The organism is Clostridium sp. Marseille-P2415 (genome assembly GCF_900155545.1).
Taxonomy (GTDB): domain Bacteria; phylum Bacillota; class Clostridia; order Lachnospirales; family Lachnospiraceae; genus Lacrimispora.
This window is the reverse complement of sequence record NZ_LT732526.1, coordinates 1,469,994-1,492,578: the sequence shown is the minus strand read 5'-3', so window position 1 is coordinate 1,492,578 and position 22,585 is coordinate 1,469,994. Positions and strand designations below refer to the sequence as shown.

The following is a 22,585-nucleotide window of genomic DNA, read 5'->3' as shown; positions in this document are numbered from 1 at the left end:
GATGAATACATATGGCAGAGTTTATGAAGCAGTGGACTTAGATGCCATCCGGCATAATATGGAAGCCATGAGAGCAAATTTAAGTTCAGGAACCAAAATGATCGGCGTCGTGAAATCCGACGGATACGGCCACGGCGCAGTTCCGGTAGCCTGGGCCATTGATCCCTATGTGTGCGGGTATGCAGTGGCCACTGTGGAAGAAGGCGTGATCTTAAGAAAGCACGGAATCAGAAAACCCATTCTGGTACTTGGGGTTGTTCCTTATGCGGATGCAGACAAGCTGGTGGAATATGAGATCAGTTCGGCCATTTTTCAGCTAAAGAGAGCGGAGCACCTTTCGAAAGCCGCCAAAAAGGCGGGAAAGACTGCTGTTGTACATCTGGCAGTGGATACCGGTATGAGCCGGATCGGATATCCGGTTACAGAGGAAGCCGCGGATGAGGCGGCGAAAATCTGCAGCCTGCCGGGAATTAAAGTGGAGGGGCTGTTCACCCATTTTGCAAAGGCAGATGAGACGGATAAAACAGCCACAGACAAACAGATTGAAAGATACCGTACGTTTGTGGCCATGCTTTCCGTACGGGGAATTACCATTCCGGTGCTTCATTGTTCCAACAGCGCAGGCATACTGGATTTACAGAGGGCGAATTTTCATGTGGTACGGGCCGGAATTTCTATCTATGGCCTTTATCCTTCGGCTGAGGTGGACCGGGAGAAGGTAAGACTAAAGCCTGCGATGGAATTAAGGAGTTTTATCTCTTATATCAAAAAGATCGGACCGGGAACCTCTGTAAGCTATGGAGGTACCTTTACCGCAGACAGGGAAATGACAGTGGCTACCATCCCGGTAGGGTACGGGGATGGCTATCCAAGGAATCTTTCAGGGAAGGGGGAGGTGCTCATACGGGGGTACCGGGCCAAAATCCTGGGGCGTGTCTGCATGGATCAGTTCATGGTCGATGTGACAGCCATCCCAGGGGTGGAAGAAGAGGATGAGGTGACTTTGATCGGCAGACAGAGAGGCCAGCAGATTACAGTAGAGGAACTGGCGGAAACCGGCGGAGGATTCCATTATGAGATCCTCTGTGACATTGGCAAACGGGTTCCCAGAGTTTATCTGGAAGCCGGCCGGATCATTGGAACGAAAGATTATTTTGACGATTGCTACAAAGGGTTTCCAAAGGGTTGATAACAAACTCCATGTCCGGAACATATCATAAGGTATGCGGCGGATAAAACTTAAGTGAATACACGAGTCAAAAAAGGTCAATACTAGACTTAAATAAATTGACGGAGTGTGAGAGTGTGATAATCAGACGTGGAGACATTTACTATGCCGATCTAAGACCGGTCGTAGGTTCTGAACAGGGCGGGATTCGTCCGGTTCTTATTATACAGAATGACATAGGTAATAAGCACAGCCCTACTGTAATCTGTGCGGCAATTACCTCGAGAATGAACAAGGCAAAGCTTCCCACCCATGTGGAGCTTGACACAAAAAAATGCGATATGATAAAGGATTCGGTGATTCTTTTAGAGCAGCTTCGAACGATTGACAAGCAGAGGCTGAAGGAGAAGATCTGCCATATCGATGAGGAACTTCAGCAAGAAGTGGACTGTGCATTAAAGGTGAGCCTGGAACTGGATACATAGTTCACCATTGACGGAAAGCTGATAAAATGATATATTCTTAATAGTTGTGAGAAAAAATACAAAAGATAATGAACAAAAGGAGTAGATTTTAGGAATGGACGATGGCAATCCGCTTTTACGCGTGATTATTTTTATTGCTTTTATCGTGTTGGACGCAATATTCTATGGATTTGGAGCAGCAATCCAAAACGTGAATACAAGCGAACTGGAACATCAGATGGAAGAAGGAAGTGAAAAGGCCCGGAAGCTGTTACATATTGTTAACAGACCTACCAGGTTCGTAAATACCATCCAGATAACGACCAACTTGATCGGAATGGTAACCGGAGCCTTTGTTTTGGAGCAGTTTGGGGCAGAGCTGGAGGCGATTCTGGCACGGGGCAGTACATACCCGAGACAATGGATGTCATTTACCAGCCTGTTGCTGGTTTCGGTAGTACTGGTCGTGCTTTTAATCAGCTTTGGAATCATTATTCCGAAACGCTGCGCGGCAGAGAACCCTGAGAAATGGGGCTATCGGATGCTGCCTGCAGTAACCCTTATCATGATACCCCTTGTGCCATTCACCTGGCTGGCAAATAAGGTGGCTCACTTCGTCTTAAAGCTGTTGGGAATCGGTATGGCATCGGATTATGAGAACGTTACGGAAGAGGACATCATGTCTATGGTAAACGAAGGCCATGAGCAGGGAGTTTTAGAGGCCAGAGAAGCGGAGATGATTACGAACATCTTCGAATTGAACGATAAAGAAGCCGGGGATATTATGACCCACAGAAAGAACCTGGTCGCTCTGGATGGGGAAATAACTCTCCGGGAAGCGGTGAATTTCATACTGAAGGAGGGATTTAATTCCCGTTATCCGGTTTATAAAAAAGATGTTGATGATATCATCGGGATCCTTCATATGAAGGATGCCCTGATTGCCGTTGAAAATAAAAGGAATGCGGGGCGCCAGCTGTGGGAAATAGACGGGCTTCTCAGAGAGGCTCATTTTATTCCGGAGACCAGGAATATTGATACTCTGTTTAAGGAAATGCAGTCCGGAAAGATCCATATGGTTATCGTAGTGGATGAGTATGGGCAGACGGCAGGTATTGTAACCATGGAGGACATCCTGGAAGAAATCGTGGGCAATATTCTGGATGAATATGATGTGGATGAGGAATACATCGTCCAGTCAGATGACGGATCCTACATGATGAACGGCATGACACCCCTGGAAGAAGTGGAAAAGGCCTTAAACATTGAATTTGAAGAAGAGGATTACGATTCCTATGATACTATAAATGGTCTGCTGATTTCCAAGCTGGACCGGATTCCGCAGGAAGACGAACAGACAGAAGTGTCCATTCTGGGATACAACTTCAAGATCCTTCAGGTGGAAAATAAAATGATTCATACCGTCCGGGTCCAGAAGGCAGAGCCCGAAGAGGTACAGGAGGAAGATACGGTCATAAAGAAAAGTTCGGCCGAAGAAGAATCCTCGGAAGAAGAGACGTAAAACCGGCACAGCTGCCAATTCTTTCCCAGCTTGAAAACGGGGAGAATTGGGGCTGTGCGTTATTTTTTCTTGCCATCTGAAATAAATAGTGCTAAAATGGAAAAGATGTTGATTTTTTAGAAATGATAAGGACGAAATAGAGAAAGAAAAGGAGTGTTGGAAACAATGTCAGGACATTCAAAGTTCGCAAATATTAAGCACAAAAAAGAGAGAAACGACGCCGCGAAAGGCAAGATTTTCACTGTCATCGGCAGAGAATTGGCGGTAGCGGTTAAAGAAGGCGGACCAGACCCTGCAAACAACAGTAAGCTTCGTGATGTGGTCGCAAAAGCGAAGGCGAATAATATGCCCAACGATACCATTGACCGGGGCATTAAAAAAGCGGCCGGCGATGCGGGCTCCGTGAATTACGAGACGATTACATACGAGGGATACGGCCCCAATGGGGTTGCGATCATCGTAGATACGCTGACAGATAATAAGAACAGGACAGCGGCAAATGTGAGAAATGCATTTACCAAAGGCGGCGGGAATGTGGGTACTCCTGGCTGCGTGTCCTTTCTATTCGATAAAAAGGGACAGATCATCATTGACAAGGAAGAATGTGATATGGATCCGGATGAGCTGATGATGGTTGCCCTGGATGCCGGAGCAGAGGATTTTTCAGAAGAGGAAGACAGCTTTGAAGTGATCACCGGACCGGATGAATTCAGTGCGGTGCGCGAAGCGTTGGAAGCAGCAGGAGTTCCCATGGTTGAAGCAGATGTCACCATGATACCTCAGACCTGGGTGGAACTGGCAGATGAAGATTCCATTAAGAAGATGAATCGGATTCTGGATCTTCTGGATGCAGATGATGACGTACAGGCTACTTATCATAACTGGGACGAATAAACGATCAAAAAGTGAGGATGAACCTTTATAAAAGGCATTCCTCACTTTTTTATTTTCAGCCGACTTCCGTTAAGCTCCTGACAGACATCCCGATCTCCCCGATCAGTTCATGGATTCTTTGATAAACGGCTCCGGAATTCTTGGATATGTCCCCGAACTCTCTGGCCACTACGGCAAAACCGACCCCTGCTTCGCCTGCTCTGGCGGCTTCGATGGAGGCGTTGATGGAAAGGATGTTTTCCATAGAAGCTACCTTTTGAAGATCATGGGTTTTGGCCGTTACTTCACTTAAGGAATTTTGAATGTTTTCGATCTCAGAGTCAAGGATATCGTTTCTTTTCTGAGTGATTGTTTTCATATATTCCAGATTCACCAGCTGGTTCACTATGTTGCCTAACATTTGGGCGGAAGCCCGGATCATGCGCTCGGACCGCACCGGAACCTTATTTAATGCGTCCACATAGGCATCTTCCCTGACGCCAAGCTCTCTTGCAATCCCCCGGAACTTGTCTTCTTCAGGCGCATTAGGGAGAACCTGTCCGCCGATGATGGCGCCCGCTTTTTCGCCGTTTATGATGATATCGGAAGAAAAGTCCATGAGCCCTGCATGGCAGAAATAGGTACCGCTTCCTTCTGCATCACACTTTTTACAGCGCCGGAGGCCTTCTTCACTTCCCCGGTTGTATTTCATGCAGAAATCGGTGAAGTTGCTTCCTTTTGTTATGTAATTGCCCTCTGCATCTACCATGATAGCTGCCAATCCGGTAGATGCGGAAAATTGATCCTGGATTTCCTGCAATGCCTTTAAATCAATAAACTTTTTAATATCGATCATACCTTTTTGCCGCCCTTTCTCTATTAAAGTACTGTACAATTTTTATGTATATTATTATATAATAAGGAGGAGATAATTACAAGCAGGTTATGATGCAGACACGGACTGCAGGAATGGATTGAAGAAGTGGAACAATATAAAACCAACGAAATGCCAATGAAAAAATGATACAGAGTTTACACGAAATAGAAGAGGTTTATGACGATGGAAAGCGACCGATTGTATCGGGTACAAAAAGAAGATGTGGAGAAACTGAAGGAACTCTTGACGGTATGCTTTGCCGGGGATCCGCTCTACTGCAAGCTGATCCCTGACGAAGAAACCAGAAAGCGTTTGCTTCCTGAGTTATTTGAATGCGATATGGAGGAATTCTTTGAGACTTGTGAAATATATGCTGACAGCCAGGAGATCCATGGCATTATTGTGGTGGACGATGAATCGGAGCCTTATAATCCGTTTCATTACTATCTGACAGAGGCGGCCGCCTTTTTAAAAACGGACAGCTGTCTGATCAGGGAGGATCCTTCCTTAAAAACATTCTGGAATTTTTACCAGGGAAGGGATTACTTAAATTCCAGATGGACGGACCAGCTTCATCAGGAGGAACGGCTGCATATCATATATCTGGCTGTGAGGCCCAGTATGCAGCATCATGGAATATCTGCAGTCCTGTTAAATGAGGCCATTGATTATGCGGATAAAAATGGGCTTATGATCTCCCTGGAAACACACAATGATAAGAACGTAGCGTTTTATCAGCACTTTGGCTTCCGGATTTTTGGTATTGTGGAGAAACATTTTCATTTAAAACAGTACTGCATGGTGAGGGAAATGCGATAAATTTAATATACATAGTAGGACAGGCTTTCCGTAATTTTAAAACCTGCCTTTTGGTATATGGCCATGGCCGGTTTGTTTTGGCCGGATACCTGGAGAAACAGTTTTTTTGGCTTTTTTTCGGCCGGCTGTGAAAATAATGTTTCTAAAAACAGAGAAAAACATGCATTTCCAAGTCCCTTGCCGCGCAAATTTTCCGCAATTTCAAACCCATAGAAATAAGCCGCCTGTTCCCTGGAATCCAGATAACAGCTGCCTATGGGACTGTCATTCATAAAAAACATGTATTGGGTGGGGCCTGTAACCGGGCCAGAGGCCGCCGATACCGTAAGCTCATCACAGAGAGAGTTTCTTTTTAACGGTTTTGTTTCCAAAATGGCAGTGGAAGCAAGCTCCATGATGTGTTCGCTGTACCAAAAGAATGTTCCCATGGCTTCCAGGGTGCGGACTGTATCCGGGCAGGATTCATCAATTGGAAATATCAAATCGCAGTCATCAGCCTCTTTTAGAAATTCATTTAAGAGCAGAGTGAAATACCCGAGCCTCCTTTTTTCCGGACGTGTAAAGGCGCAGCATTCGCAGTCTCCATTTTCATTAAAAAAAGCGCAAAGAGCGGATAAGAGGCTGTCTTCGTCGTATAATAAATAATAGACGCAGTCTTCCTCCATGGGAAATGTAAGAGAGAGGCGGTCATGCTTCTGACAGGTCTCCTGCAAAAGCAATAAGTTGTTTTTTTGTAATTCACCTGGGTTTTTCATTCGGATAATATTCATGACAGGACTCCTGATTCGTTTTCGTATAGTATAATACAAGAAAAAGTAAAATTTCAATCAAATATTTTCCATATTGATGGTTGTTTCTTTGATATATGGGTGATAGAATAAACACAAGTGAAGCAGTTGGAGGGATCTATTTGAAAAAGAGAGAAGAAATACCGGTTTGCGATACCTGGAACCTGGCGGATATTCTGCCGTCTGAACAGGCATGGGAGGATTTATTCCATGAAACGGAAAGCTCGCTGTCAGGTTATAAAAAGTATGAGGGACATCTGGCAGATTCGGGCGAGATGCTTTTTTCCTGTCTGAAATTTGATGAGGAAGTGTCCTTAAAGATTGAAACATTATTTGTATATGGGAAAGAGAAATCCGATGAGGATACGGGCAATGCCAGATATCAGGGATTTTCTTCCAGGGCCAGAGCCCTTTCCTATCAGGCGGCCGGGATGTCGTCTTTTCTGATTCCGGAAATTTTGGACATTCCTGAGGAGACTCTTTCTCAATACCGGAAGAATGTTGCAAAACTGAAACGCTATGACAGAACCTTTGAGATCATTTTAAAAAAGAAAGCCCACACCCTGTCCGCCTCCATGGAAGCTCTGCTGGCGAAATCCATGGAAGCCACATCCGGCTCTTCCGATATTTTTAATATGTTTAACAATGCGGATGTGAAATTTCCGGAGATCCTGGATGAAAAAAATGATCCGGTCCGGATTACCCATGGAAATTACGTTGCTCTTATGGAGAAGCAGGACAGGGGAGTGCGCAAGTCCGCCTTTCAAGCCCTGTACAGCGTTTATAAACAATTTGGCAACACCCTGGCGGCAACGTTTGCATCCAATGTAAAGCAGGCGGCTTTTTACGCCGGGGCAAGGAATTATCCTTCTGCCAGGGCTCATTCCCTTGCGGAGAATGAGATACCCGAAGAGGTATACGACAATCTTATAAAAGCGGTTCATGAAGGGCTTCCCTATCTTCATAAATATATGTCGATCAGGAAAAGAGCTCTTGGGGTAGAAGAACTGCACATGTATGATCTTTATGTGCCCATGGTTTCCAGGGAAGAACGCAAAATCACGTTTGAAGAAGCGAAGCGCATGGTGCTTGAGGGCCTTAAGCCATTGGGAGAGGAATATCTGGCTTTATTAAAGGAAGGCTTTGAGAACCGGTGGATTGATGTTTATGAGAATGAAGGAAAGCGCAGCGGGGCTTATTCCTGGGGAGTTTACGGGATCCATCCTTATGTGCTGTTAAATTTCAATGGGACTCTGGACAGTGTTTTTACCCTGGCCCATGAGATGGGGCATGCCCTTCACAGCTGGTTTTCGGATAAAAGCCAGACCTATGTAGATGCCGGCTATAAAATATTTGTGGCGGAGGTAGCTTCTACCTGCAACGAAGCGCTGCTGATCAGGCATTTGTTAGATACTACGGAGGATAAGAAGGAGCGGGCCTATCTGGTGAATCATTTTATGGACAGTTTCCGGGGGACGTTGTACCGGCAGGCCATGTTTGCGGAGTTTGAAGCAGAAACCCACCGCCGGGAAGGAGAAGGCGAAGTACTGACTGCGGAGCTTTTGTGCAGGATATACCACAGGCTGAATGAAGAATACTTTGGTCCGGAAGTGGCCGTTGATCCGGAGATTGATTATGAATGGTCCAGGATACCGCATTTTTATACGCCGTTTTACGTGTACCAGTATGCCACGGGGTTTTCGGCTGCGGTTGCTATCAGCAGTAAAATTCTTAAGGGAGATGAAAAGGCAGTCAAGGGTTATTATAAATTCTTAAGCGGCGGAAATTCCATGCCCCCAATAGACCTTCTGAAGCTGTGCGGCGTTGATATGCAGGCAGCAGAGCCGGTTAAGGACGCGCTTCTGGTGTTTGCCGGGCTTTTGGAAGAAATGAGCGGGCTCATTGAAACCTGATTGTCAGATAGAGAAGAGGGGAGCAGGTATGAATCTGTATCAGATGATATTTAAAAGAAGATCCATCAGGAAATTTAAGAAAGAACAGGTCCCGGAACAGCTTTTAAAGGACATCCTTTATTTCGGGAAATGTGTGTCAAGGCTGCATGCAGACATTCAGATCAGGATGGAGATAAGAGAAAATCTGGATGAGCATCTTCCGGTTAAGGGGTTATGGAAAGTGGAGGCGCCTTATTATCTGGTATTTTATTCGGAGGAGAAGGACAGCTACCTGACAAATGCGGGGTATATTCTGGAGCCTGTCCTTTTATACATGACAGGAAAAGGACTTGGCACCTGCTATCTGGGGAATACAAGGGTGCCGGGGTCCGGCCCTGCGGGGATGAAGCAGGTGATCGCAGTTGCCTTCGGTTATCCGAAGACCCTGCTTTACCGGGATCCGGCGACGGCAAAGAGGCTTCCTTTAAAGGAGCTTTGCGTGTTTAAGGAAGAAGCCGGGGAGTCCATGAAGAATATTTTAAAGGCGGTCCGGCTTGCACCATCCGTCATGAACACCCAGCCATGGCGTTTTATTGTTTATCATGATAAAATCTATATCTTTTCCTGCCGGGAGTTCCTGCCGTCCCCTTCTCTTTTGACATTACGGGAGCTGAGCGTTGGGATCATGCTCTCACATTTAACCATTGCAGCAGAAGAGATGTGGATGAATATCAGGCTGGAAGTAGAAGAGGCTATGGAGAAGAAGCCCTATAAAAGTGGAACTTATGTGGCTACCGCATATTTAAAAGAGTATAAATGGTAATGGAAAACCGGAAAATTGATTGATACCGGCAAAAAAGAGAAGGCTCCTGACGCAGGGCCTTCTCTTCTTTGACTGTATCCTGTTATTCAATGGTAATGTAGTGATTCTCCTCAACCTGTTTTGGCGCTTCTTTTGGAACAACCAGTTTTAATATAATCTGCCGTTGATTGTGGGGACAGGAAATGGTAGAATATCCATGTTTGCTAAAAAGAAAAAGCGAGGAAAGACAATTCATGAAACGGGAAATCGATTTAAAAGAGATTTCGGATGGAAAATTATACGGCTTAAACGATATGGTCAAGGCGGATTGCGGTGATTGCAAAGGGTGTTCGGCCTGTTGTCAGGGGATGGGGCAGTCGGTCGTCTTAGATCCGCTTGACTGCTTCCGGCTGGCTGAAAACCTTCATTGCACACTGGAAACGCTTCTCGCCCATAAGCTTGAATTAAATGTAGTGGATGGCATCGTTCTCCCGAATCTTAAAATGGGAGGGCAAGAGGAACGGTGCGGTTTCCTGGATCAACAGGGACGCTGCCGGATCCATGGCTTCCGGCCGGGCATCTGCCGCCTGTTTCCTTTGGGACGGGTGTATGAAGAACAGGGATTTCATTATTTCCTGCAGATCCATGAGTGCCGGATGGAGAACCGGACGAAGGTCAAGGTACGCAAATGGATCGACATGCCTGACGGGAAGCGTTATGAGAAATTCATATTTGACTGGCACTGCTTTTTGAAGCGGTTAGAGAAGCGGATAGAGGAAAGAGAGGATCAGACGTTTGCGAGAGATGCCAGTATGTATGTTTTAAAGCAGTTTTTTCTTACTCCTTATGATGCGGACCAGGATTTTTATGATCAGTTCGGTAAAAGGCTTGAAGCCAGTTCCTTCTTATGATAGAATTGGTAAGAATAGAGAAAAATAAGGACGAAGAGAACCAAGGAGGAGACAATGATCAGGCAGTTAATTGACAGAATTCAAAAAACAAACGCACCGGTCTGTGTCGGTTTGGACCCGATGTTAAACTATATACCAGAGCATGTAACAAAGAAAGCATTTGAAGAATTCGGTGAGACATTACAAGGCGCCGCGGAAGCAGTTTGGCAGTTCAATAAAGAAATCGTAGATCATGTTTATGATTTGGTCCCATCCGTGAAACCTCAGATTGCCATGTATGAGCAGTTTGGCATCGAGGGCCTGAAAGCGTATACAAAGACGGTGAACTATTGCCGGGAAAAGGGGCTTTTCGTCATTGGGGATGCTAAAAGAGGAGATATTGGTTCCACATCAGCCGCTTATGCTGCTGCGCACATCGGTCAGGTGAAGGTTGGGGACAAACGTTTTTCCGCTTTCGGCACAGATTTCCTTACGGTTAATCCATATCTGGGGACCGATGGCGTGAAGCCCTTTGTGGATGTGTGTAAGGAAGAGGATAAAGGCCTTTTCATTCTGGTCAAGACTTCCAATCCTTCCAGCGGGGAATTCCAGGACCAGCTGGTGAACGGAAGGCCGTTATACGAACTGGTTGCGGAAAAGACGGTAGAATGGGGGGCAGACTGCATGGATGGCACTTACAGCAATGTGGGTGCGGTGGTAGGAGCCACCTATCCGGAAATGAGCAGGATTCTCCGCAAGCTTATGCCGAACACTTATTTTCTGGTACCGGGATACGGGGCTCAGGGCGGAACGGCAGAAGATTTAAAGCCCTGCTTCAATGAGGACGGCCTTGGCGCCATCGTAAATTCCTCCAGAGGAATCATCGCTGCTTACAAACAGGAAAAGTATGTCCAGTTCGGTGCAGAACATTTCGGCGAAGCTTCCAGACAGGCAGTCATTGATATGGTGGCGGATATCAGCCGCGTATTATAGGAGGAATCATGGCAAAAGTAAAGGAGACTGCAACGGTTGCCGGCCAGATACGGCTTGCGGACGGTGTATTCAGCATGTGGATCGAGACAAGGGAAATTACTGCCCAGGCAAAACCGGGACAGTTCATTTCTGTATATACAAAGGATGGCGCCAAGCTTTTGCCCCGTCCCATCAGCATTTGCGGGACTGACAGGGAAAAGGGGCTGTTAAGGATCGTGTACCGGACTGCAGGCGGAGGAACGGAAGAGTTTTCTCATTACCAGGCTGGGGATTCCATTGAAATCATGGGGCCTTTGGGCAATGGATTTCCCCTTTTGGCGGGCAGAAAAGGAAAAAAGGCTTTGTTAATCGGCGGAGGAATCGGAATCCCTCCCATGCTGGAGCTGGCAAAACACTTGGAGTGTGAGTGCCAGACAGTGCTGGGCTACCGGGATGTGCTGTTTTTGAATGAAGAGTTTCTCCCTTATGGGGATGTTTTTGTTGCAACAGAAGACGGAAGTGCGGGAACAAAAGGCAATGTTATGGATGCGGTCCGGGAACACGGTCTGACAGGCGATGTGATCTTTGCCTGCGGTCCTGCTCCCATGCTTAGAGCAATTAAGGCTTACGCCCTTGAAAACCAGGTGGAATGCTATCTTTCCTTAGAGGAAAAGATGGCATGCGGCATTGGGGCCTGTCTTGCCTGTGTATGCAAAAGCAGGTCACTGGATGAGCATTCCATGGTTCATAACAAGCGCATTTGCAAAGATGGACCGGTATTTAGGGCTGAGGAGGTGGACTTTTAGATGAATATGAAAGTAAATCTGGCCGGAGTCGAGCTTAAGAATCCGGTTATGACCGCTTCCGGCACCTTTGGTTCCGGGGAAGAATACAGCGAGATGGTTGATTTAAACCGTTTGGGCGCAGTGGTTACCAAAGGCGTGGCCAATGTGCCATGGCCCGGGAACCCTACTCCCAGGATCGCGGAAACCTATGGCGGCATGATCAATGCCATCGGCCTTCAGAATCCGGGGATGGAAGTTTTCATTAAGAGAGACATCCCGTTTTTAAAACAGTATGATACAAAGATCATTGTTAATGTCTGCGGAAAGACTGCGGAAGATTATGTAGAAGTTGTAGAGCGGCTGGCGGATGAGCCGGTAGACATGCTGGAGATCAATATTTCCTGCCCCAATGTAAAAGAGGGGGGGATCGCTTTCGGCCAGGACCCCAAAGCGGTTGAGGCCATAACGAGGGAAGTGAAAAGATATGCAAAGCAGCCGGTCATCATGAAGCTGAGTCCCAATGTGACGGATATTACGGTCATGGCAAAGGCAGCGGAAGCCGGGGGAGCGGATGTGCTGTCTCTTATTAACACGTTGACCGGTATGAAGATCGACATTAACCGCCGCACCTTTGCGGTTGCCAATAAAACGGGAGGATTATCCGGTCCTGCCATTAAGCCGGTTGCGGTCCGCATGGTATACCAGGCTGCCAATGCGGTGAAGATTCCCATTATCGGCATGGGCGGCATCATGAATGGATCAGATGCCATGGAATTCATTCTGGCGGGAGCTGCGGCTGTTTCCGTGGGAACAGCTAATTTCCGGAATCCCTATGCAACGGAAGAAGTGGTTCGCGGCATTGAGGATTATATGAAGAAATATAACGTTGAAGATATCCGGGAGCTGATCGGAGCTGTCCGTTAATGGAATTATTTTGAATAGAGAGGACGAAAAAATGGAACAGTATAAGCAGGAATTTATTGAATTTATGGTGGACAGCGATGTCCTTAAATTTGGAGACTTCACTCTGAAAAGCGGAAGAAAATCTCCGTTTTTTATGAATGCAGGTTCCTATGTGACAGGAGCGCAGCTTAAGAAGCTGGGAGAATATTATGCGAAGGCGATCCACGATAACTTCGGCGATGATTTTGATGTGCTGTTCGGGCCGGCTTATAAAGGAATTCCCATAAGCGTTGCTGCGGCCATCGCCTTTCATGAACTGTACGGAAAGGAAATCAGATATTGTTCTAACAGAAAAGAGGAGAAGGATCACGGTGATGCCGGGATCCTCCTGGGAAGTCCCCTAAAGGATGGCGACCGGGTAGTGATCATTGAGGATGTGACAACCTCCGGCAAATCAATTGAAGAGACATTCCCCATCCTGAAGGCTCAGGGAAATGTGGAGATTTTAGGGCTCATGGTTTCCTTAAACCGCATGGAGAAGGGCAAGGGCGACAAGGGAGCTCTGGACGAGATCCGGGAAAAATATGGGTTTCAGGCATCTGCCATTGTGACCATGGCAGAAGTGACCGAACATTTATATAACAGGAAATATGCCGGAAAAGTGATCATTGATGATACGTTAAAAGCAGCCATTGATGCTTACTATGGGATCTATGGCGTGAAATAAGCCCTATGGCACATTGGTGCCCTAAAGAGCGGGCGGTGCAGAAGGAAAGGAGAGCTTGATATGGAAAGAGTCTACAAGACTATGAGAAATGCAGGTGCATTAAACATTACTGTTGGAATTATTGTGACCGTTATCGGACTTGCTGCCGGAATCATGTCGATCGTAAATGGGGCAGTACTGCTGAAGAGGAAATCTGAGATTACATTTTAACCGTCATCAAAGGAGAGGATGCTGTTAGGAAGGAATTGCTTTCGGGCAGCCTCTCTCTTTTTCAGTATATAGATGGAGCTGTTATGATTAAAAATACGACTAAACGACAGAAAATGGGTTGGGTAATTTTTGTATTTTACCTGATCCTTTTAGCGTACTTTCTGTTTTTCTCCGACTATTTCGGCAGAGGAAACCATATTCAGGAGGAATATGCTTATAACCTGGTTCCGTTTAAGGAAATAAGACGTTTCATTGTTTACCGCCGTGTGGTTGGAACCCAGTCCTTTTTTCTCAATATCGTGGGTAATATTATGGGGTTTATGCCCTGTGGTTTCTTTCTTCCGGTCATCAGCCGCAGGAGCCGCCGCTGGTTCAATACGGTGCTTTTAAGCTTCCTGTTTAGTTTAAGCATTGAAACCGTGCAGTTGGTTTTCAAGGTGGGGAGCTTTGATGTGGATGACATGATATTGAATACACTGGGAGGGATACTGGGATATATCCTGTATAAAATAGTACAGCACATAAGGATAAGGAGGAAAAGGCGTGCGAAAGCAGAAAAAAGTGTCCTACATTAGAAAGCCCTTTGCAAAGAGAAGTTTTCTGTCCCTGGGACTTGCAATTGGAGCTCTGGTTCTGGGAATCATTGGAATTGCCAGCTCTGTCATGACTGCAGGACAGGCACAGCTTAATGTGGCTGCTGTCTGTTTCTGCAGCCTGGTTATTTCAGTTTTTTCCCTGGTTTATGGTACCCGTTCTTTTTTTGAAAAGGAGAAAAAGTACATACTGTCCAAAATTGGGATGGGGATCAGCGGGATTTTGGTCATCCTTTGGATCGTTCTTATTATAATCGGAATAAGGGGGTAAGCATTATGGATTATCGAATTATATTTCAGAAGGAAAACGAGAGCATCATGGAGCGCTTCCGGCTCTCCATGGAACGGATCGGCCGGATAACATCAGAACATACTGTGTCTGAGCCGTACCGGGATTATTTTACCAGGACGGCATCCTTTATCGGTATGATCGGAGAATATCTTCGGTTTATTGAGGCCGGATATCAGAAGACGGCGCCTGCCGGGGTTTTAAAAGAATGGAACCAGAAGCTTTATCAGGATATTTTACCCGGCCGTTATGAAGAGAGCTATGCGAACCCGGCATATGCAGTATCAAGGCTGGGTGAGGGGTACGGCCAGCTTCTTTCGTATTTGTATAAGGAGATACGGGGAGATATTATTTTTATCCATGAGTGGAGGCTTACGGATATTACCATTTTAAATGAAACATTCATTGAAATTTACAACATGTTTGAGGAGAATGTTCCGGAAGCTTCCGCCGTAAAAGAAGTGATCTACTGGTTTGTCAGCGATTATACGGATCATACGGTCACCTACCGCATCCGGGAAGGGCTTGACCCGTCTCTTTCCTTTGCTGCGGATATCATACGCGGCAATGATTTAAATGATCTTCGTTATCTGTATTATTTTGGTGAGTATATTTCCGAATCAGATCTTAAGGTTGCGGAATTTTTAAATTCCCTGCCTGAGGAAAAGGTGCGCCTCATGGCGGACACTTATACGGAAGGCTACCGCAAAGGCTTTGAGGTAATGGGACGGGACTTAAAGAAAAAGAGAGCCGTGCAGATCCGCTATGAACTGGGGTTTGAACGCATGGTGAAGTATGCCATGGAGAATTTTGAAAAACTTGGCCTTAAGGTCATTCTCTGCCGTGCAGCCGTGTGGACGGTGAACACCAATGCCGGCCGTAAGGCAGGTTACCATGGAACATCCCCCAACAGGCAGTATGATTATGACCACCGCTATGATGATGCCATTTATTTAAACAAGGCGTTTAAGGACCGGAAAGCAGCTGTTTTGAAGGTTGCTTATGAAACTTATAAAGAACAGGCAGCCGCTTTTGCAGGGCCTGCGGTTATCGAAACCTTTGGAAAAGAAGGCTTTAAACCGGTGAATAAGCCGGAAGCAAACAGTCTGGATTCCAGACAGGAGAAGCTTGCCGCGGAGATGTCCAATGAAACCTCCAGGATACTGAATCAGTATGTACCGGGAGATGAGACCAGCTTTACTATCATCGCCTTTCCGGTTCCGGAGATCGGGGAGGATTTTGAGCAGATTTTTGAAGAGACCATTGCCATTAACACGCTGGATTATGAAAAATATAAGGGACTCCAGCAGACCATAATCGATACTCTGGATGAGGCGGAGTATGTGGAGGTCACGGGAAAAGGCAGCAACAGGACCCGGCTTAAAGTATCGCTCCATCCGTTGGCGGACCGGAATAAGGAAACAAAATTTGAAAATTGTGTAGCTGATGTAAATATTCCTTTGGGGGAGGTATTCACTTCTCCGAAGCTTTCGGGTACGGAAGGAATTCTGGCAGTCAGTACGGTTTATATTGCGGAATTCCAGATTAAGGACCTTGTGATCACCTTTGAAAATGGCATGATCAAGGACTATACCTGCGGCAATTTTGAAGATCCGGAAGAGGGGAAAGCTCTGGTAAAACAGATGATTTTAAAGAATCACGATACCCTTCCCATGGGAGAGTTTGCCATAGGAACCAATACCACGGCTTACGCAATGGCCCGGAAATACGGTATCCTTGACAGGCTGCCGATTCTGATTGTGGAGAAAATGGGGCCCCACTTTGCTGTTGGCGATACCTGTTACAGCTGGGCAGAGGAAAGCTCTGTTTATAACCCCAACGGCAAAGAAGTCATTGCCAGGGACAATGAGGTTTCCATTCTCAGAAAAGAGGATCTGTCTAAGGCTTATTTCAGCTGTCATACGGATATTACCATCCCCTATGCGGAGCTGGATAAAATTGAAGCGGTAACGGCTGAAGGGAAACGGGTTCTCATTATTGAGGATGGCAGATTTGTATTAAAGGGAACGGAAGAATTAAATGTTCCTTTATTAGGAATATAATCGGTTAAAAGGTTGTAAAAAAGAAAAATTGTGAAAATGTTTGATGAATTGCATCAAAATACTTATAAAATGAGCAAAATGCCGATAAGCCAATTATGGGGGCTAATAGTACAAATGAATTAGGGGAATGGAGGAGCTAAGGTGAAAAATTTAAAGATCGGTAAAAGAATCGCACTTGCTTTTGGGGTTATCCTTGTGTTATTTTTGATCGTTTCCAGTATTTCCATGGTAAGCTTAAGACAGAATAACGGTAAGTTTGTTAATTTTTTTAATAACGGGCATCAGGTCACGATACATGCACTTGACATGAGACGTGACATTCAGTCAGCGGCTAAAAATGTGGGATATGCCACCATGAGCCTGGATTTAAAGACCACCGGAAGTTATATTGATGCTGCGGAAGCAGATTTGGAAAACTTCCAGACCGGAATTCAGTTTTTGAGAGACAACTACCAGGGGGACCAGTCTGTGGTAGACAGCATCGAGAATACCTTAAAGGAGGCAGAGCCTTATAAGGACCAGGTGTTCGGTCTGGCACGGGAAAATAAGACCAGGCAGGCAGCCGACCTTTTCTTTGAGTCATTGGACCCTTATTTTACCAAGGTTCAGGAGGACTTAGTAAAAATCAGTGATTCGGCGAATGAAAGCGCCAATGCCGATTATAAGAACGCCCAGCAGATGGTGGGCATTACCCAGACGGTTGTGGCTGCCATGCAGGTTCTTGCCGTATTGGCAACATTGGGGCTGTCATATTTCATGACGAAGAGCATTGTGGTTCCGGTAAAAGAGATCGAAAAAGCAGCCGGGGAGATGTCAAAGGGAAGCCTTCATGTGTCACTGAATTATCAGTCAAAGGATGAGCTCGGCGGTCTGGCTGACAGCATGCGGACTACGATTTTCAATATTGGGACCATCATCGACGATATCAACAGTCTGTTGGGAGCGCTGGCATCCGGGGATTTCCAGGTGGGTTCCGGGAATCGGGAACAGTATGTTCTTGATTATGAGCCGATTCTGGAGGCTATGCGTAATATCAGAAACAATTTAAGCGATGCTCTTTTCCGCATTAACCAGTCTGCGGACTTAGTAGCCAACGGTTCGGAACAGGTATCTTCCGGCGCCCAGGCGCTGTCGCAGGGAGCTACGGAGCAGGCTTCCTCCATTCAGGAGCTTGCGGCTACCATAAGCGATATATCAGATCAGATCAACAGCAATGCCCGGAGCGCCAAAGAGGCACGGCTCAATTCGGAAGAGGCTGCGAAGAATGTAGCGAAAAGCAATGAAAAGATGGCTGAAATGAACCAGGCCATGATGGAGATCAGTGATAAGTCCAATGAAATCGGAAAGATCATAAGGACCATTGAAGACATTGCATTCCAGACCAACATTCTGGCATTAAATGCTGCGGTAGAGGCAGCCCGTGCAGGCGAAGCCGGAAAAGGCTTTGCGGTCGTGGCGGATGAGGTCCGCAGCCTTGCCAGCAAATCCGGGGAAGCGGCTAAGAATACCACAATGCTGATTGAGGAAAGCATGCAGGCCGTGGAAAACGGAACCAGAATTACGGCGGAGACGGCTAAGGCCATGCAGGATGTAGTCGAAGGCAGCCTGCGTATAAAAATGATTGTTGAAGAGATTGCGTCGGCTTCCGATAAGCAGGCAATAGCGGTTAACCAGGTGACCCAGGGAATTGACCAGATTTCCAGCGTGGTCCAGACCAATTCCGCAACAGCAGAGCAGAGCGCAGCGGCAAGCGAGGAATTATCGGGCCAGGCTCAGATTATGAAGGGGCTTGTACAGCGCTTTAAGCTTTATAACGGTGAAGAGGAGAAGAAAGCTTCAAAAGAGCCGCCGAAGCAGAGGATTCAATCAAAGCCAAAGGCTGTCCGGCCGGAACGGTCCGCTTATGTGGAAGAACCGGAGGTCCCGGCTCTGAATATGGATGCGGTATATTTTGATGAACCCACCTCATTTGGAGGAGGGAAGTATTAATCTGCATCATCAGGCATGAGAGCAGGAAAGAAGGTAAAATTTCTTTCCGGTCCTCATGCTTTTTTTAAGGAACAGGTTATACTTAAATTTGTGAAGAAAACCATTGACGCAGTATAAAAAAGCTAGTATTATAATTAATAAGTATAAATTGATTAATATGCATTAATTATTAATTGTGCTTATTAAAAGTATTACCGCTAATAATGAATTACCATATCATACAAAATGAAAAGGAGAATTTACTATGGCAAAAGTGTCAATTGTTATGGGAAGTGATTCGGATATGCCTGTTATGGCTCAGGCTGCAGATGTATTGGAGAAACTTGGGGTAGCGTTTGAGATTACAGTGATCTCTGCCCACAGGGAGCCGGACATATTTTTCGAATATGCCAAAACAGCGGAGGCGAGAGGCATAAAGGTTATCATCGCAGGTGCGGGCAAAGCAGCTCACCTTCCCGGAATGTGCGCAGCTTTATTCCCAATGCCGGTCATCGGGATCCCCATGAAGACTTCGGACCTTGGCGGAGTGGATTCTCTTTATTCCATTGTACAGATGCCTTCCGGTATTCCGGTAGCCACGGTTGCCATTAATGGGGGAACCAATGCAGGAATCCTGGCCGCTAAGATTTTGGCAGCCAGTGACGCAGAGCTTTTAGAAAAACTGAAGGAATATTCCGAAAATTTAAAAAATGATGTTGTGAAAAAAGCGGAGAAGCTGGATCAGATTGGTTATGAGGAATATTTATCCCAGATGAAAAAGTAGGGAAAGCAGGAGCGGAGGAGAAAGAAATGGATTATAAGAATGCCGGAGTGGACATTGAAGCCGGTTACAGATCGGTTGAATTAATGAAAAAGCATGTTAAGGAAACCATGAGACCGGAGGTTCTTGGCGGAATAGGAGGATTCTCAGGTGCATTTTCCATGTCTGCCTTTAAAGAAATGGAGAAGCCGACCCTGGTATCCGGAACCGACGGGGTAGGTACAAAGCTGAAGCTTGCATTTCTGCTGGACAAGCATGATACTGTTGGGATCGACTGCGTGGCCATGTGTGTCAATGATATTGCCTGTGCAGGCGGTGAGCCTTTATTTTTCCTGGATTATATCGCCTGCGGCAAGAATTTCCCGGAAAAGATCGCAGAGATCGTAAGCGGCGTTGCAGAAGGCTGCAAGCAGGCCGGAGCAGCTTTGATCGGCGGCGAGACAGCGGAAATGCCGGGCTTTTATCCGGAAGATGAATACGATTTAGCCGGCTTTGCGGTTGGCGTGGTAGATGAGAAGAATCTCATTACAGGAGCCGGCTTAAAGGCTGGAGACGTACTGATCGGAATGGCTTCTTCCGGTGTTCACAGCAATGGCTTCTCCCTGGTCCGCAAGGTGTTTGATATGACAGAAGAAGGCCTTAATACCTATTATGATGAATTGGGAAAAACCCTTGGCGAGGCACTTATCGTTCCTACGAAGATTTACGTAAAGGCGTTGAAAAGTGTAAAGGAGAGCGGTGTGGTGATCAAAGCCTGCAGCCATATTACAGGCGGTGGCTTTTATGAAAACATTCCCCGCATGCTGGCCGATGGAATTCAGGCTGTTATTGAGAAGAACAGCTATGAGATGCCTGCCATTTTTAAGCTGCTGGCTGAAAAAGGTGATATTGAAGAAGAGATGATGTATAACACCTATAATATGGGAATTGGAATGGTGCTGGCAGTTGCCCCGGCAGATGTGGACAAGGCTATGGAGGCGGTCCGCAAGGTTGGAGAGACTCCATATGTGATCGGATGCACCAGATCAGGTGAGAAGGGTGTGACCTTATGCTGAGGGTCGGCGTATTGGTTTCCGGAGGGGGAACCAACCTTCAGTCGATTTTAGATGCCATAGACAGCGGAACGGTCACGGGTGCTGAGATAGACGTGGTCATCAGCAATAATAGGAATGCTTATGCCCTGGAGAGGGCCAGAAATCATGGGATTGACGCATTCTGCATTTCTCCCGGGGATTTTGATGGGAGAGAGCAGTTTTATGAAGCGCTTCTTGAAAAAATAGACGAGTATCAGCTGGATCTGATTGTTCTTGCCGGATTCCTGGTTACGATTCCGGCAGCCATGATACAGAAGTACCGGAACCGGATTATTAATGTTCATCCATCCCTGATCCCTTCTTTTTGCGGAGCCGGGTATTATGGGCTGAAGGTCCATGAGGCCGCTTTGGCCCGTGGAGTGAAAATTACGGGAGCTACCGTCCACTATGTGGATGAGGGGACGGATACAGGTCCCATTATTTTACAGAAGGCAGTTGATGTCCATGAGGGGGATACGCCCCAGAAGCTGCAGCAGCGTGTCATGGAAGAGGCGGAGTGGCTGATCCTTCCCCAGGCCATTCAGATGATCGCAAACGGACAGGAGGAATCGGAATGAAGGTTTTAATCATAGGCGGCGGTGGGCGTGAACATGCAATTGCATGGAAGGCGGCCCAGAGCCCTAAGGTCGGCAAATTGTACTGTGCCCCCGGAAACGCGGGAATTGCGGAGATTGCAGAATGCGTGGACATCGGCGTTATGGACTTTGACAAACAGGTGGCTTTTGCCAGAGAAAAGGAAATTGATCTGACCATTGTGGGGCCGGATGATCCCCTGGTCGCGGGGGCTGTGGATGCGTTTGAGGCAGCAGGACTTAAGGTATTCGGTCCCAATAAGAATGCTGCTTTACTGGAAGGCTCCAAATCATTTTCCAAGGATTTGATGAAGAAGTATGGAATTCCTACGGCTGCATACGAAACCTTTGATTCCCCGGAGGCGGCTTTAAACTACCTGGAAACAGCAGAAATGCCCATTGTTTTAAAGGCTGACGGTCTGGCTCTGGGAAAAGGGGTGCTGATCTGCAGCACGCGGGAAGAAGCCATAGAAGGGGTAAAAACCCTCATGTTAGACAGGCAGTTTGGCTCTGCCGGAGACCGGATCGTTATAGAAGAGTTTATGACCGGCCGTGAAGTATCGGTTCTTTCTTTTGTGGATGGAACAACCATCAAGATCATGACTTCCGCCCAGGATCATAAGCGGGCTAAGGATGGGGATCAGGGGTTGAATACAGGCGGTATGGGAACCTTTTCTCCGAGCCCCTTCTATACAGAAGAAGTGGATGAATTCTGCAGGAATTATATTTATCAGGCGACTGTGGATGCCATGAAGGCAGAGGGACGGGAATTTAAGGGAATTATTTTCTTCGGTCTGATGCTGACGGAAAAAGGGCCGAGAGTGCTGGAGTATAACGCCAGATTTGGAGATCCGGAGACCCAGGTGGTACTTCCCCGTATGAAGAATGACATTGTAGAGGTTTTTTTAGCCTGCATCGACGGTACCCTGGATCAGATAGACCTGCAGTTTGATGATAATGCGGCAGTTTGTGTGGTTCTGGCTTCTGATGGGTATCCGGAGCATTATGAAAAGGGCTATCCGATTACCGGGCTTGAGGCTTTTGAGGATAATGATGGATATTTCGTATTCCATGCGGGGAGTAAACTCGATAGTGATGGAAATATCGTGACGAATGGCGGAAGGGTGCTGGGTGTAACCGCAACCGGAAGTGATTTAAAGGAGGCAAGGGCGAATGCTTATCAAGCGGCAGAATGGGTTTCTTTTGAGAATAAATATATGAGACATGATATTGGCAAAGCAATTGATGAGGTCTAAGCAGTGATTGGCAGGGGATGGAAGCATAGCAGTTGGCGGTGTGAAAACAAAAGACAGGCAATCAGAGTAAAGCTGATTGCCTGTCTTTTGCATTTTGAGGTGGCAGTGAGAAACCATGATATGGAACGAAATAGTATGATAGATAAAGCGGTATACTCAAGGTGCCGTGTTTCGGCAGAATCACTTTTGGAGCATTTTTAAATATTTGTGAAAAATGACGAATTGTGCTCTTGGTTTTTGTAAAAATAAGATATTGTGAATGAAAAAAGCTTCTGTT

23 protein-coding genes are annotated in these 22,585 nt (G+C 46.5%); 21 read left to right on the top strand and 2 right to left on the bottom strand.

The window, feature by feature from the left end:
- The first annotated feature begins 1 nt into the window (after nt 1).
- The 4 genes from alr to BQ9856_RS11780 all read left to right on the top strand — a co-directional run bounded on the left by alr (nt 2) and on the right by BQ9856_RS11780 (nt 4,048).
- A complete protein-coding gene (alr, locus tag BQ9856_RS11795) occupies nt 2–1,189 on the top strand; it encodes an alanine racemase (protein WP_077611212.1) in 1,188 nt (395 codons plus the stop codon).
- Nucleotides 1,190–1,305: 116 nt separating this feature from the next.
- Nucleotides 1,306–1,653 (top strand): type II toxin-antitoxin system PemK/MazF family toxin, encoded by a 348-nt coding sequence (locus tag BQ9856_RS11790; RefSeq protein WP_077611211.1) that lies wholly within the window; start codon nt 1,306–1,308, stop codon nt 1,651–1,653.
- Between the two features lie 94 nt (nt 1,654–1,747).
- Entirely contained in the window at nt 1,748–3,154 is a 1,407-nt protein-coding gene (locus BQ9856_RS11785) for a hemolysin family protein (protein ID WP_077611210.1), read from the top strand.
- Between the two features lie 165 nt (nt 3,155–3,319).
- Nucleotides 3,320–4,048, top strand: a complete 729-nt coding sequence (locus BQ9856_RS11780; RefSeq protein ID WP_077611209.1) for a YebC/PmpR family DNA-binding transcriptional regulator — start codon at nt 3,320–3,322, stop codon at nt 4,046–4,048.
- A gap of 55 nt (nt 4,049–4,103) precedes the next feature.
- Here BQ9856_RS11780 and BQ9856_RS25570 read toward each other — a convergent pair whose 3' ends face one another.
- Nucleotides 4,104–4,883: a PocR ligand-binding domain-containing protein gene (locus tag BQ9856_RS25570; RefSeq protein WP_077611208.1), complete on the bottom strand. Its 780-nt coding sequence runs from the start codon at nt 4,881–4,883 to the stop codon at nt 4,104–4,106.
- Nucleotides 4,884–5,087: 204 nt separating this feature from the next.
- Between BQ9856_RS25570 and BQ9856_RS11770 the strand changes: the two genes are divergently transcribed.
- Nucleotides 5,088–5,723: a GNAT family N-acetyltransferase gene (locus tag BQ9856_RS11770; RefSeq protein WP_077611207.1), complete on the top strand. Its 636-nt coding sequence runs from the start codon at nt 5,088–5,090 to the stop codon at nt 5,721–5,723.
- A 2-nt stretch (nt 5,724–5,725) separates the two neighbouring features.
- On the opposite strand, the gene BQ9856_RS11765 is transcribed toward BQ9856_RS11770, so the two are convergent.
- The gene (locus tag BQ9856_RS11765) at nt 5,726–6,493 is read right to left on the bottom strand and encodes a GNAT family N-acetyltransferase (protein ID WP_077611206.1); all 768 of its coding nucleotides are present in this window, start codon (nt 6,491–6,493) and stop codon (nt 5,726–5,728) included.
- A 140-nt stretch (nt 6,494–6,633) separates the two neighbouring features.
- Between BQ9856_RS11765 and pepF the strand changes: the two genes are divergently transcribed.
- From pepF to purD, 16 genes are all read left to right on the top strand, one after another.
- On the top strand, nt 6,634–8,424 hold the full coding sequence (pepF, locus tag BQ9856_RS11760) for an oligoendopeptidase F (protein WP_077611205.1): 1,791 nt from the start codon (nt 6,634–6,636) through the stop codon (nt 8,422–8,424).
- A gap of 28 nt (nt 8,425–8,452) precedes the next feature.
- Nucleotides 8,453–9,226, top strand: coding sequence for a nitroreductase family protein (locus BQ9856_RS11755; RefSeq protein WP_077611204.1), 774 nt, complete (start codon nt 8,453–8,455; stop codon nt 9,224–9,226).
- Nucleotides 9,227–9,459: 233 nt separating this feature from the next.
- On the top strand, nt 9,460–10,116 hold the full coding sequence (locus BQ9856_RS11750) for a YkgJ family cysteine cluster protein (RefSeq protein WP_077611203.1): 657 nt from the start codon (nt 9,460–9,462) through the stop codon (nt 10,114–10,116).
- A 54-nt stretch (nt 10,117–10,170) separates the two neighbouring features.
- Nucleotides 10,171–11,088 (top strand): orotidine-5'-phosphate decarboxylase, encoded by a 918-nt coding sequence (gene pyrF, locus BQ9856_RS11745; protein ID WP_077611202.1) that lies wholly within the window; start codon nt 10,171–10,173, stop codon nt 11,086–11,088.
- Nucleotides 11,089–11,096: 8 nt separating this feature from the next.
- On the top strand, nt 11,097–11,873 hold the full coding sequence (locus tag BQ9856_RS11740; RefSeq protein WP_077611201.1) for a dihydroorotate dehydrogenase electron transfer subunit: 777 nt from the start codon (nt 11,097–11,099) through the stop codon (nt 11,871–11,873).
- Entirely contained in the window at nt 11,874–12,776 is a 903-nt protein-coding gene (locus tag BQ9856_RS11735) for a dihydroorotate dehydrogenase (protein WP_077611200.1), read from the top strand. It begins immediately after the preceding gene.
- A 31-nt stretch (nt 12,777–12,807) separates the two neighbouring features.
- On the top strand, nt 12,808–13,482 hold the full coding sequence (gene pyrE / locus BQ9856_RS11730) for an orotate phosphoribosyltransferase (RefSeq protein WP_077611199.1): 675 nt from the start codon (nt 12,808–12,810) through the stop codon (nt 13,480–13,482).
- A 60-nt stretch (nt 13,483–13,542) separates the two neighbouring features.
- Nucleotides 13,543–13,692 (top strand): hypothetical protein, encoded by a 150-nt coding sequence (locus BQ9856_RS24855; RefSeq protein WP_200801297.1) that lies wholly within the window; start codon nt 13,543–13,545, stop codon nt 13,690–13,692.
- 83 nt (nt 13,693–13,775) lie between these two features.
- On the top strand, nt 13,776–14,267 hold the full coding sequence (locus tag BQ9856_RS11725; RefSeq protein WP_077613349.1) for a VanZ family protein: 492 nt from the start codon (nt 13,776–13,778) through the stop codon (nt 14,265–14,267).
- The gene (locus tag BQ9856_RS11720) at nt 14,236–14,556 is read left to right on the top strand and encodes a DUF6142 family protein (protein ID WP_077611198.1); all 321 of its coding nucleotides are present in this window, start codon (nt 14,236–14,238) and stop codon (nt 14,554–14,556) included. The genes BQ9856_RS11725 and BQ9856_RS11720 overlap by 32 nt, the downstream gene beginning before the upstream one ends.
- Before the next feature lie 5 nt (nt 14,557–14,561).
- On the top strand, nt 14,562–16,637 hold the full coding sequence (locus tag BQ9856_RS11715; RefSeq protein ID WP_200801296.1) for an aminopeptidase: 2,076 nt from the start codon (nt 14,562–14,564) through the stop codon (nt 16,635–16,637).
- 141 nt (nt 16,638–16,778) lie between these two features.
- Nucleotides 16,779–18,626 (top strand): methyl-accepting chemotaxis protein, encoded by a 1,848-nt coding sequence (locus BQ9856_RS11710; protein WP_077611197.1) that lies wholly within the window; start codon nt 16,779–16,781, stop codon nt 18,624–18,626.
- Nucleotides 18,627–18,870: 244 nt separating this feature from the next.
- Nucleotides 18,871–19,389, top strand: coding sequence for a 5-(carboxyamino)imidazole ribonucleotide mutase (gene purE, locus BQ9856_RS11705; RefSeq protein WP_077611196.1), 519 nt, complete (start codon nt 18,871–18,873; stop codon nt 19,387–19,389).
- Nucleotides 19,390–19,415: 26 nt separating this feature from the next.
- Nucleotides 19,416–20,441, top strand: a complete 1,026-nt coding sequence (gene purM, locus BQ9856_RS11700) for a phosphoribosylformylglycinamidine cyclo-ligase (protein ID WP_077611195.1) — start codon at nt 19,416–19,418, stop codon at nt 20,439–20,441.
- A complete protein-coding gene (purN, locus tag BQ9856_RS11695; RefSeq protein WP_077611194.1) occupies nt 20,435–21,037 on the top strand; it encodes a phosphoribosylglycinamide formyltransferase in 603 nt (200 codons plus the stop codon). The genes purM and purN overlap by 7 nt, the downstream gene beginning before the upstream one ends.
- Nucleotides 21,034–22,308, top strand: a complete 1,275-nt coding sequence (gene purD / locus BQ9856_RS11690; protein ID WP_077611193.1) for a phosphoribosylamine--glycine ligase — start codon at nt 21,034–21,036, stop codon at nt 22,306–22,308. The genes purN and purD overlap by 4 nt, the downstream gene beginning before the upstream one ends.
- The last annotated feature ends 277 nt before the right edge of the window (nt 22,309–22,585 follow it).